Here is a 12,147-nt window from a genome sequence, read left to right on the forward strand (position 1 = left end):
CCGGACATGGCCGAAGACTCCTTCGCCTTTGTTTTGACGGACAGGCGTGTGACGAATGCTGCCAAGAGAGTAGCGAAGCTCCGGCCGGCAATCCCGGTATGCATCGAGGTGAGCAATGAGTTCATTCGAGGCTTTCCCGTCAGCTCTGCACGACCGCCACTTGGGGCAGGTGTCGTGTGAGATGGCTGCCCACCGCGCCAGGCGGGGAGATCCAATCTCGCAACGCAAGCGGACGTCGATTCGACCGGTCTGGTTATGCATCCTGGCGCTGGCGGTGGCCGCGTTCGGCTGCGGCGCCCTTCACGCCCAAGCTGCCGCGGCCCCTGACAGGGAATTAGTCGTGGCGACCAAGCAGGCCCCTCCATTTGCCATCAAGCAGCCGGATGGGAGTTGGAGCGGTATGAGCATCGCGCTCTGGAAAAGGATCGCCGATCAGGCACACCTACGTTTTCGCCTGGTCGAAACCCAGAGCGTGCCGGATTTGCTGGACGGCGTCGCAAACGGCAGATTCGATGTTGGCGTCGCGGCGGTTACAGTGACTGCCGAGCGTGCGCGCAAAGTCGATTTTACGCAGCCGTTCTACAACACCGGGCTCGGCGTTGCGGTGCCGGTCAACGAAAACCCCTGGGTCGCGATCGGGCGGGCGCTTCTCTCTTTCGGATTCTTCCAGGCCGTCGCGGTGCTGCTTGGTTTCGCAATGGCGGTCGGATTCCTGATCTGGATGCTGGAACGGCGCAAAACGGAGCACTTCGGTGGCGGCGCCAAGGGAACTCGGCTCCAGCTTCTGGTGGTCGACCATCGCCATGACGCAAGCCGGGGCTGCTCAGAATGCGCCGACAACACTCCCCGGCAGGATCGTGGCAATGGGATGGATGATCGCTTCCGTGATCGCGATTGCGGTGTTCACCGCCGGTATCACCTCCACCCTTACGCGCAGAGGGCTCGAGGGCGCCGTTCACGGCTTCAACGACCTGCGTTCCGTGCGCGTCGGCGCGGTCGCGAACTCCGCGACGACCGACTACCTCGCTCGTCAGCGGCTTTCGTTTCGAACGTTTCCGGACATCCAAGGCGGCCTCTCCGCGCTGGGGCGTGGGACAATCGATGCCTTTGTTCATGACAAGCCGTTGCTGACCTGGATGGTTCGCAGCGACTTCTCGGCCTCGGCTCGCGTCGTCGATACCAGCTTCAGCAGCGAGAGCTATGCGATCGTACTGCCCAAAGACAGCGCCTTGCGGCCGATGCTCGATCTCGCCGTACTCGATCAAATCGAAGGTGATTGGTGGCAGCAGACGGTGTTCGAGACGCTTGGAAACGCTCAATCTCGCTGACGATACCGTGCGAGGAGCCCGGTCCGTTCAGTGCTGTCAGGGCCTCATCGTTGCAGCGGAACCGACAAAGTTCCTGAACATCGGCCTCGCGAGCGATGCAAACCGTCAATAGCCCTGTGCGTATGCGCGAGTTGCTGTTCCACCAAATCAGCTTCAAGCTTGGTTCATCCTCGGCGTGGCGGCTTGGCGCATTTTCTGAACATGGCCCCCAAACCACGTGCGTGAGTTGCCGTTGCCGAGGAACTGCTCCAGCGCGCCTTGTCCGTAGGCCGAGTTCGATCCATCGGCCAACTACGCGGGCCAATCATTCCCATCTGAGCGGCCTTCCTATTGGCGCGGTCTCAACCTGTTGTCGGCAACTGTGCTGGCGCGAGTGCGTTCCATGCTTCTGCGAGATGTTCTTCGGTGCCGCGACCGGCGCCACCGGGCCCGCAACGTGAGCGTGATTTCCCAACCGTCGCGTCCGTGCCTGACCAGCATTGTCGACTATCGCGGCCGGCTGCCCGCACGCTTTGATTCGTGCAGCACCAGAGTTGATTCTCTTCTCTGCCAGAGCGACTGGCATTTTCGACATCATCCTGACCGCAGATCAAGCCGCCCCAACCGGCGATGGTCTCGAAAGGAGGCGGCGTTATACGCGCGTGCGCATCAGTGCTCAGCGCAGTTCCACAAAGCGAGGTTGAAAAAAGCGCAATAGGTTTGTGCGTCGGTCAATCTCTGCAATAAGGCATCAAGCACTTGAACGCAGCAGCCGTCGAGTGGCTTGTAAGTTGAAATAGGAGACCGGGTTGCAAACACATTTTTCGCGCATCAATCAGTCCAAGGCCGTCTTCGATGATATTTATGCCCTGGATGATCCCAGGGCGTATTTCTCTGTCCTGGGAGATTTGGATTACATGATCCCGGACGTGGCTGAGCCGGTTGTGCGCCAAATTCTGGCAGCGAAGGTTTCAGAAACCGGCGCTAAGCCGACCGTACTTGATGTTGGCTGTTCATACGGAATCAACGCAGCGGTGCATCGGTTTCCACTGACTTTCGGGGGCTTGCGCCATCGCTACGCCCGACGCGAGATGAGGGCGATCGGTTCTGAGACATTGGTGCGCCTCGATCGCAATTTTTATTCGGCTTGGCCGGATGTCGGTCTCGCGCGATTTATCGGTCTCGATGTATCGGCGCCGGCGATAAGGTATGCGACGGGTGTAGGTCTGCTTGAGCAGGGCATTGTCGCAGATCTTGAAACGGAGGCGCTCTCGGCGGGCAGCGCGCATCTTGTCCGATCCGCGGATGTCATCATGTCGACTGGGTGCATCGGCTACGTCACCGAGAAGACGTTCAGCAAGATTCTCGATGCGACGGAGAAGCGTCCATGGATCATTTCGTTCGTGCTACGAATGTTCCCGTTCGATTCTCTAGCCGCGACGTTCGCGAAGCGTGGCCTTGTGACGGAGCGTCTTGCCGGCGCGACTTTTATCCAGCGTCGTTTTCGCGATGCTGAAGAGTTTGAAAGTTGCTTGGCAAGCCTGGCGGCTCTTGGCATCGATGCTACCGGTCTTGAGTCGGAAGGGCTGTTTCACGCCGATCTGATGTTGTCCCGGCCTGAGGCGGATGCGCGCGCCGCTCCCCTGGAAGACATTGTCACTGTTGCCAGCGGCAGGGGGCGTCCGATCGGACCCCGTTATGTCCATGTTGAGGGCGACGACGGCCTGCAGGTCGCGTTGGAGCCGTGACGGGTTCGCCTTCCGAAGATGGGCGTGGGTGTGACCCAGGGACCTGTGCATCCAAGTGGATCATGCCCTGACGCCTGCTTGCTCATTTTCTGGCAGTTCTGCAGTCCACAGGGAGGCCCTGTTCATGACAGCTTCGCCGATTTCGAATCCGTCCAATTCCGTGCCGTATATCGAGATCGATGCTGTATCGAAATCCTACGATGGGGGGCGGAGTGTTGCTGTTTCCAACGTATCGCTCGACGTACAGCAGGGGTCACTGGTCGCGCTCGTGGGCGGCTCGGGATCCGGCAAGACCACGCTGCTGAAGACCATCAATCGACTGGTCGATCCTGACGTTGGAGAAGTCAGGATCGACGGAGTGCCTGTAAGCAAAGCCGAACCGCCGATGCTGCGGCGGAGCATCGGCTATGTCTTTCAGGGGATCGGTTTGTTTCCACACATGCGAGTTGCCGACAACATTGCCGTGACACTCAAATTGCGTGGCTGGCAGGCGAGCGAGATCGAAGCGCGGGTGGCCGAGATGCTGGATATGGTGGACTTGCCGCAGGATTACGCCAGCCGCTTTCCGCACATGTTGTCCGGAGGTCAGCGCCAACGGGTTGGCGTCGCGCGTGCAATCGCCGCCCGACCGCGCATTGTTCTGATGGACGAGCCGCTGGGTGCGCTCGATCCTGTCACCCGCGACAGCCTGGGTTCTTCCTACCGCGAGTTGCACGACCGGTTCGGCATGACGACCCTGATGGTGACCCATGACATCCAGGAAGCTGCGCTGATGGCTGATCGAATCGTCGTCATGAAGAACGGCCGCGTACTCGCCGACGATACGCCGCATACTCTGATGATGGGCTCTGGTTCTGACGATCCGGACGTGACCGCCTTGATGGAAGTGCCGCGACGTCAAGCGGAGCGCATCGCCGCGCTTGCGACCAAGAACGGATCTGCCCGTGCCTGATGCCGGCGCAGAGCTGCTTTCCAGTGCCCGATTAGACGCTTTGTTCGACGCCTGGCGCCTGCTCCCTACCTATCTTACACCACATATTGTACTCTGCGCCACGGCGCTGGCGCTTGGACTGCTCGTCAGCCTGCCGCTGGCTGCCCTCGCAGCGGAACGACCATGGCTACGCCGGCTGGTGCTTGCCATCGCCAGCTTGATCCAGACCATACCGGGACTTGCGTTGCTCGCACTGTTCTATCCGTTGCTCCTTGCGCTCTCGACATTGACGGCACGGCTCTTCGGCTTCGGCATCCCCGCGCTGGGATTCTTGCCGACGCTGATCGCATTGACGCTCTATGCCATGCTTCCGATTTTGCGCAACAGTGTGGTTGGCTTGAATGGCGTCAGTCCAGCTATCGTCGAAGCGGCAGAAGGCGTTGGTATGACACCCCAGCAGATTCTGACACGCGTCAAGGCGCCGCTCGCCACGCCTGTCATCATGGCCGGGGTGCGGACTGCAGCTGTATGGACGATTGGAGCAGCCACGCTTTCCACGCCCGTCGGCCAAACCAGCCTTGGCAATTACATTTTTACGGGGTTGCAAACCGAGAACTGGGTTTCCGTGCTGTTCGGCTGCATCGCCGCGGCCGGGCTTGCTCTGATCACCGACTTCTGTCTCGGTCTTGTGGAGACAGGGGCATCTGAACGCAGCAGGAAGCGTGTGTTGTTCGGCATCGCCGGGCTTGCTCTCGGCACGCTCGCCGGTTTCGCGCCGCTGCTCTCGAACGAAGCAGAAACCTATGTCATCGGCGCGAAGAGCTTCTCCGAACAGTTCATTCTGGCGGACCTGATGGGTGACCGGCTGAAGGCTGAAGGAGTCGGCGTAACGCGCAAGGATGGGCTCGGTTCGGCTATCGCCTTTCGCGCGCTGGCTCACAATGACATTGATGCTTACGTCGATTACTCCGGCACGCTCTGGCGCAACGTTATCGGTCGCACCGACATGCCACCGCGCGAGGAGATGCAGGCGGAGATCGTCCGCTGGATGAAAGCGGAGCAGGGCGTCACGGTACTCGGTGCGCTTGGTTTCGAAAATGCCTACGTTCTCGCGATGAAACGGGAGAAAGCGCAGGAACTAAATGTCACCTCGATTGCCGATCTTGCTCGTGTTGCACCTCAACTCAGCATCGGCGATGACCTTGAGTTTTTGGGCCGACCGGAATGGCGCTCGCTCAGGAATGCCTATGGTCTGTCGTTCAGAACGCGACGCTCGTACAATCCAACGATCATGTACCAGGCTCTCGAGGCCGGCGAGGCCGATGTCATCTCCGCGTTCTCCAGCGACGGGCGTATCGCGGCGCTTGATCTGCTCGTGCTGGCTGACCCGAAGCATGCGATACCTTCCTATGATGCGCTGATCCTCATCGCGCCAAAGCGCGCCGCCGATGCGCGGCTGAAGCGAGCACTTGTTCCGCTTGTCGGCTCGGTGCCTGTTGAGGCTATGCGCGCCGCTAACCTTATGGTCGACGGCGATACGGACAAGGCTTCTCCGGAAGAGGCGGCGCGAGCCCTGGCAAAGGCCGTGCATTTGCAGTCGCGATAAATACGAGAACACGATCAGGGGCGTTCTCGTTCGAGGTTCGACCATCGCCGATGAGTTGTGCTCAAGGTCCCGGACGAAATTGCGCATCACGCAATGAACGATCACTTCGGCAGCGTGATTCATAATGAAGCCACGAATCGTTGTCACGAATGTACAACCGTATTTGGGGATGACAATGCGGGCAAAAAGAGTGGAAAGGGCGGTTGGTTCCAACCAATCGCTACTCGAGCTGCTCCAGGCAGAACTTGCAGCCCTCAATTCGCAAATCGAAGCGGTTGAAAAGACGCGGGCAGAAACGCAATCGATCGATGAGTTGAGAGAGTGTGCGATCCGCGCGTGTCGACGGATCGACGAGATTCGTTCCGTCGTTGCCGCCGAACAGTCGAATGACGCGCCCAACAGCGCAACTCGTGAGATCTCCGTCTACGGTTGCTCGTTGAAGCATGCCGGCCGCGTGGTCCGTCTCTCGGCTTCCTGGGCGGTAGACGCGGTCAAGGCGCTGGCCCGAGGGGCGGCGATGCTCTGCTCGCTCGTCTGCGGCGATCGTCCTGAAGGCGACGACGAATATCGACTTGCGTCATGCGCTTGGGCACCAGCCCTAACCGAAATCGTCCCTTCGATCCCGACAGCCGCGCGTATCGCCATCAGCCAACTTCCGGGTGTAGCGCGATCAGTAGGATCGCCACCGCGACCACTGCGAGCCAGCATTCAGCGGCGATGATGGCCCATTCGGTACCTGTTCGAGTTTTCATTGGCGCCACCTTTTTCGACGGCTCCGACGTGAGTCTGAGGGGTTTCAACGTCGGAGCCGTCTTCGCCAGTGCTTCGGACTATCCGAGTTTGATGCGCTGTGGGGCTCGGCTGATCCGAGTGACGATCAGATCACACGCGGCCTTGGATGGAAGTGCACTTTGTGCCAACATAACCAGTTCCGCTGCCGTGCTTGTATCATGGTTCATGCACAACGCAGGTCGTCCTATCGTGCGGCACCCAATTGTGTTGCCGCCAGTGCATTCCAGGCCAGGCCGAAGCTCAGTCCGATGGACGACACTTGATCCGCGTTGAGCGCAAGCCTGATTTCCCATCCGCGTCCATGCTGGCGTGAAATCAAAACCTCGGACGACCCAAATCCGCGCACGTCGCGTTTCCATTCGCGCAGCATTAGAATTAATTCCTTCTCTTCCGCGCTCACTTCTATTCTCGACATCGCCATCACCGCGCATCAAGCCACCCCAACCGGCAAAGCTATTGAGCGCCGCAACGCCGCGTCAACACGCGCGCGTGCATATCCGACAATGGCACTTCACGGCTGTCGCCCATCTCGCAAGCTCCGCTGACACAAGCGACGGCCCCGACGTGCTGTCTGAGGGCCGCGCCGGAGCCGTCTTTGCCAGTATTTTCGGATTGGCCGAGCCGATGCGCGTGCTCGGTCGATCCGATGTGCGTAATGAGATCACAACCGCTTCGTGATGGGATGTGCAGTCCGTGCCAACAGCACCGGTTCCATGGTCACGATTGCATCATAATCAATCAACAACCAAAACACCCACGCGTGTTGCTGTTCCATCGAATGCGTTTCACTTTGCATTTTCCTCGGCGGTGGTGGGCGACTCATGATCCAGCACTGGACTCGCAAAGTGTGTCGGCTAGCACTCGCCGGGGAACGGAGGCCATGATGAAACGCTGCGACCGCAAGCGCTCCGACATGACGCCGTGCGTGATTACCGACGGCGCGGATGCCTATAGCTTCGAGAGCGATCAGGACACCCACCCGATCTGCGTTGGCTGCGGTCGCAGCCCGCAAGTTACAGGCGTGGCGCCACCCGCCGATTGGGCTGAGCAGGTTGCCGACTATCTGAAGGCCGTGCAGATCAGGCATCGGCGCTGAAGCTTCGCAGCGCGCGGCGCCCACGCGGCAAATCCGACCGGCCTGTCCAAATAACCAGCCCCGGCCGAACCGCTCGCAACGGGCCTCCTGTTCGCGCTCCATCATCCCGATGAGCGTTAGCTGCCATCGTCCCTTGGAGGTCAGTTCCATGACGCATTGATCGTCGTGCGTCATGTCGTCACGGATCAGCCCGTCAACGTGCGTCAATCGACCGCGCTAGAGGCTTCCAATCCGGGAGATACCACCGTTTCAACGAAAAAGCTCCGGGCCTTTGTTTGGCCCGGAGCTCTCATGTCGCTTGGAGTTAAGCGAGCGATCAGTACCTGGCGACGGCCGGGCCGCCCAGGTTGAACCTGTAGTTCAAGCCCGCCTTGATGGTGTGCTGGTCGTTGCGGAAGCTGCCGATAAAGCCGAGAGAATCGGACACGTTGACGGTGCCGAAGTCATAGTACTGGTATTCGAGCTTGCCCGACCAGTTCTGGGTAAACATGTATTCGAGACCGGCACCGACGGTGTAGCCGTCACGGCCGCCGTCGCCGCCGAAGCCGTTCGAGAAGCGCGTGTCAGCCCAGGCATAGCCGCCCTTGACGTAAAGCAGCGCCGGACCCCAAGTGTAGCCGAGGCGGCCGGTTACCGAACCGAGGCCACGATTAGCGAAGCTCGAACCGGTATCCAGAAAACTATAGTTGGCTTCAAGACCCAGCACCCAGCTCGGCGCGAACTGGTAATCATAGCCGGCCTGCACGCCGCCCATGAACACACCGTCGTTGCCACCGCCGAAGCCGGGGGCGAGGACGTTGTCGTTGCCACCGAACGCACCACCGACGTGGCCACCGATGTAGAACCCGGTCCAATTGTAGATCGGGGTCGGAGCAACATAGGGCGGAGCCTTGGTGTAGGGCTGCGGCGCGAGATCAGCCGCGGAAGCGGGCGCGACCGCGCCGAGCGCGATCATGCTGGCGGTGACAAGCAGAATTTTCTTCATCTTTTCATTCCAACTTTCTTGTACTAGCCCAGCCCCAAGTTCATCGCCTATCAGACACGTGCGGAATTGCTGTAACTTGGGTGCAACAGGCTGCGCCAAACGCGGGCTGCTCACGGTAAGGACGAGAGACGCTTGGCGTTAGGCGAGTTTGGAACTTTCGTGACGCGCATTATGCATTGCAGATCACGTCCCGGCGCAACGCGTCGGTGGATAGATGACTATCTTCGCATGGAACTGGGGGCGAGCTCGAAGACGACCGAGAGCGAAGCGCGGGCCTGCAGTGCTTGTCGAGCCAATAGGGAGAGTCACTGTCGGGCTTCTGTTCCGTAGCGGAACGGAGTGGGAGGCCCCGACGCATACCAGCCCCGCGCCCGCAGTCTGTTTGCGTGCACGCAACACCCCGCCCGATATCTCTGACAGATTGATCCAGCGATACTGCAGGGCAGCGTCCCGATGATGGGAGTCCTGAACCAGGCTGTGTCAATCACCGGAGAGGATGTCGCAGCAGACTCGTCCGATGAGCCACGAAATAAGGCCAAGGGCGGCGATCACGACTCCAACTATTGGGGCAAACGCCACGTAATGGCGACAGGTCGTCGATTGGGGCGCTACGTAAGCCTTCTCGTTCGCTGGACGGTGCCGTTCTCGTGAAAACGGCGTGCTGTGCGTTCGGCCGGAGTAAAGTGCCCGTAATGCGGCCACATTCTCTGCGCTTGCAACGCGAACTCGGCTTCGTCGCTCGCGCTGAACTAGGAGCGCTTTTCGAGCCGCGGCCGCGGCCCTTCGGTGATGCGGAACCGGGACAGCACGTCGGTGCGAATGGCGCCGCGGAGGATCTTGCCGATTCCGTTGCGCGGCAATTCGTCGAGGGCAATCAGCAGGCGCGGACGCTTGTAGTCGGTCATGTTCGGCACCACGCGATTGATGCGCTCCTCCCAGCCTGGTGCGGGATTTTCCACCGCTGCCAGAACGACCTCGCCCCAATAGTCCGAGGGAATGCCGACCACCGCGACTTCCGATGGCTGCAGCGCCGGCGCAAGCAACCGTTCGACCTCTTCCGGCGCTACTTTGTAGCCGCCCGACTTGATGACGTCGGCGCTACGGCCGGTGAGGTGCAGCCGGCCGCGTGCATCGACGTAGCCGAGATCGCCGGTTTCGTGGAATTCATTCGGTGCGAGCGCGCTAAAACCCTCGGTGGTGAGATACCCGGTCATCAGGTGTTGTGCACGGATCAGAACCTCGCCGTCGCCGCCCGCCGCGGCGGGCCGGCCGTCCTCGCCGCGGATGACGATTTCAACACCGGGAGCGGGCCAGCCGACGCAGGCGTCCTCGCCTCCGGATGCATACCAGGACTCGGTCTCCTCGGCTTCAAGCACTGTGATCGGATTGAATACCTCGCTCTTGCCATAGGTCACCCGCACCACGGGGCCGAACATCTCCTTGACGCGCGCGTAGAGCGTGGGCTTCAGCACGGCCGTGCCGCAGAAGATCGTGCGCAGCGACGAGAACTGGCGCGTGCCCGCGGCAGCCACGATCTTTGCCAGCACGGTCGGCGGCGCGAACATCGCATCGCATGCGCCGCGTGCAAGGATATCAAGTACGCGCGGCGGGTCGACGCCGTCGAGCAGTGTCGCGGCCGCACCCGACGACAGATAGGCATGCGTCATCAACGAGGAGCCGTGCGAGAATGGCGTCATCAGCAGGACGTTGCTGCCGGCATCCGGGCGGAACGGCAGGTTCGCCCGCAGCACTATGTTGGCCGTCCAGCGGCCGATCTGGCTGTGAACCGCGCCTTTCGGGCGTCCGGTGGTACCAGAGGTGAAGACGATACGCGCCGGCGCGTCGCCGTCGACCTGCGGAAAGGCGGCCGGATCCAACGCGGTCCGTTCGATGCTTTCGACCTCGATGATGATCGGACCGCCGGCGGCCTTTTCGGTCGCGAGGGCCGCGCCGGTGATCAACAGACGAACGTTGGAGACCGCGAGGCAGTAAGCGCGTTCGTCGCTGCTCAGCGCAGGGTTGATCGGGACTTCGACGGCGCCCGCCAGCATGACGCCGAAAGTGGCCGCAACGGCGTCGGCGCTGTTGCGGAACAATGTAGCCACGGCATCTGCCGGGCCGATCCCGGCCTGCATCAGGGCATCCGCAACGCCGGCGGCTTTGGCGAACAACTCCGCATAGGACGTCGTGCCGGCGGCGTCGACGACAGCCGGCCTGTTGCCGTAGCGGAGCGCGAGCGTGGAGAATTCGCCGGCCCAATGAATTGATTTCGATGACATGCTCGAGTTCTCCGTCGAGACCATCCGCGCTGCTAGCCCGCGCCATAGACCAGATTGGGCAGCCAAAGCGAAAGCTGTGGGACATAGGTGATGATTGCAAGGCACAGCAGCAGCAGGCCGAGGAACGGCAGAACGCCGCGCACCACTTCGGTGACCGGCGCCGTCGAAATCGTGGCCAGCACGTAGAGGTTCAGTCCGACCGGGGGATGAACCAGCGCGATCTCCATGTTGTGGGTGAAGACGATCGCGAAATGGACGGGATCGATTCCGAGCGGTTTCAGCGCAGGCGCAAGGATCGGCATCACCACCAGCAGCGTGGCGGCGACCTCGAGAAAGCATCCGAGCACGAGCAGCAGCACGTTGATCGCGAGCAGGAATTGCCAGGGATGAAGCTGGTTGTCGAGCGTGAACTTCACCAGCGAGGCCGGGATGCCCGAGTCCGTCATCCAGTGGCCGAACGCCAAAGCGGTCGCGACGATGATCATGATCGTCGCGGCGCTCTTGATTGCCTCGGCGATCACCTCGAGCGTCTGGCTGACCTTAAAGCCGCGATAGAAGAACAGGCTGACGAGAAGAGCCACCGTGGCCGAGACCGCGGCTGCTTCGGTGACCGTCATCAGGCCGCCGTAGATTCCGACCATCACGATGAAAGGTACGCACAGCGCGGGCAGGGCATTGAGACTCATCCGCACCAGTTCGGCGCGAGGCACGGACGGTTCGCGCGGCAGCTCGTATTTGTGCGAGTAGTAGAACACCCAGCCGAAGAACATCGCTGCCTGCAGCAGCCCGGGCATGATGCCGGCCAGGAACAGGCGCGGTACCGATTGCTCCGCGATCAGTCCGTAAAGAATCAGCGACAGGCTGGGAGGAATCACGATGCCGATCGTGCCGGAAGCGCCGACCACGCCAAGCGCAAAATGACGCGGATAGCCGCGCTCGATCATCGCCGGCACCAGAATGGTGCCCATGGCGAGCGCGGTCGCAACTGAGGAGCCGCAGATCGCGGCAAACAGGGTGCATGACACCACCGTCACGAGACCGAGTGCGCCCCGCAATCGTCCGAACCAGGCGATCGCGACATCGACCAGCGCTTTGGCGACGCCGCCGCGCCGCATGAATGCGGCGGCCATCACGAACAGGGGCAAGGCCATCAGTGTGCTGGAATTCATTTCATCGGCGATCTTCTGCGCGATCGCCACCAGAGGCTGGTCGCTGAAGCCGAACAGGACCGCCGCGCAGAGGCCCAACACCAGAAAGATCGGCATTCCCGCGCAGAGCAGCCCGAAGAACATCAGCAGGAAAAGCATCGTCCACATCGTGTCGGTCTCGTTGTTGCTGGACCTGAAGCGTCCCGATGCGGGACCACGACGGTCAGTTTGCCGATGGCAGATCGGTCATCAAGA

Annotated in this window: 10 protein-coding genes and 1 pseudogene; 7 read left to right on the plus strand and 4 right to left on the minus strand. The window is 61.1% G+C overall.

Features of this window, described 5'->3' with window-relative positions; translation table 11 throughout:
* Positions 1-181: 181 nt before the first annotated feature.
* The 6 genes and pseudogenes from ACSKB9_RS32250 to ACSKB9_RS32275 form a co-directional block, all read left to right on the plus strand.
* A pseudogene (locus ACSKB9_RS32250) lies at positions 182-667 on the plus strand (transporter substrate-binding domain-containing protein); the annotation flags it as partial.
* Positions 668-803: 136 nt separating this feature from the next.
* Positions 804-1,328: a hypothetical protein gene (locus ACSKB9_RS32255; protein WP_438078188.1), complete on the plus strand. Its 525-nt coding sequence runs from the start codon at positions 804-806 to the stop codon at positions 1,326-1,328.
* 788 nt (positions 1,329-2,116) lie between these two features.
* Entirely contained in the window at positions 2,117-3,055 is a 939-nt protein-coding gene (locus ACSKB9_RS32260; protein WP_253625486.1) for a class I SAM-dependent methyltransferase, read from the plus strand.
* A gap of 124 nt (positions 3,056-3,179) precedes the next feature.
* Positions 3,180-4,007, plus strand: a complete 828-nt coding sequence (locus tag ACSKB9_RS32265) for an ATP-binding cassette domain-containing protein (protein WP_438078190.1) — start codon at positions 3,180-3,182, stop codon at positions 4,005-4,007.
* Between the two features lie 40 nt (positions 4,008-4,047).
* A complete protein-coding gene (locus ACSKB9_RS32270) occupies positions 4,048-5,592 on the plus strand; it encodes an ABC transporter permease/substrate-binding protein (protein ID WP_438080497.1) in 1,545 nt (514 codons plus the stop codon).
* Between the two features lie 124 nt (positions 5,593-5,716).
* Entirely contained in the window at positions 5,717-6,313 is a 597-nt protein-coding gene (locus tag ACSKB9_RS32275; RefSeq protein ID WP_438078192.1) for a hypothetical protein, read from the plus strand.
* Positions 6,314-6,568: 255 nt separating this feature from the next.
* On the opposite strand, the gene ACSKB9_RS32280 is transcribed toward ACSKB9_RS32275, so the two are convergent.
* The gene (locus ACSKB9_RS32280) at positions 6,569-6,805 is read right to left on the minus strand and encodes a hypothetical protein (RefSeq protein ID WP_283068412.1); all 237 of its coding nucleotides are present in this window, start codon (positions 6,803-6,805) and stop codon (positions 6,569-6,571) included.
* Between the two features lie 459 nt (positions 6,806-7,264).
* Between ACSKB9_RS32280 and ACSKB9_RS32285 the strand changes: the two genes are divergently transcribed.
* The gene (locus ACSKB9_RS32285) at positions 7,265-7,480 is read left to right on the plus strand and encodes a hypothetical protein (RefSeq protein ID WP_050387521.1); all 216 of its coding nucleotides are present in this window, start codon (positions 7,265-7,267) and stop codon (positions 7,478-7,480) included.
* Positions 7,481-7,796: 316 nt separating this feature from the next.
* Here the strand turns inward: ACSKB9_RS32285 and ACSKB9_RS32290 are convergent, their stop codons facing one another.
* The 3 genes from ACSKB9_RS32290 to ACSKB9_RS32300 form a co-directional block, all read right to left on the minus strand.
* Positions 7,797-8,465, minus strand: coding sequence for an outer membrane protein (locus ACSKB9_RS32290; RefSeq protein WP_092081550.1), 669 nt, complete (start codon positions 8,463-8,465; stop codon positions 7,797-7,799).
* Between the two features lie 749 nt (positions 8,466-9,214).
* Entirely contained in the window at positions 9,215-10,744 is a 1,530-nt protein-coding gene (locus ACSKB9_RS32295; protein WP_438078195.1) for a class I adenylate-forming enzyme family protein, read from the minus strand.
* Between the two features lie 32 nt (positions 10,745-10,776).
* Complete coding sequence (locus tag ACSKB9_RS32300) at positions 10,777-12,060, minus strand: TRAP transporter large permease (protein WP_253589162.1); 1,284 nt, start codon at positions 12,058-12,060, stop codon at positions 10,777-10,779.
* Between the last annotated feature and the right edge of the window lie 87 nt (positions 12,061-12,147).

It is taken from the genome of Bradyrhizobium sp. BR 1433 (assembly GCF_051547665.1).
In the GTDB taxonomy this organism is placed as follows: Bacteria; Pseudomonadota; Alphaproteobacteria; order Rhizobiales; family Xanthobacteraceae; genus Bradyrhizobium; species Bradyrhizobium australafricanum.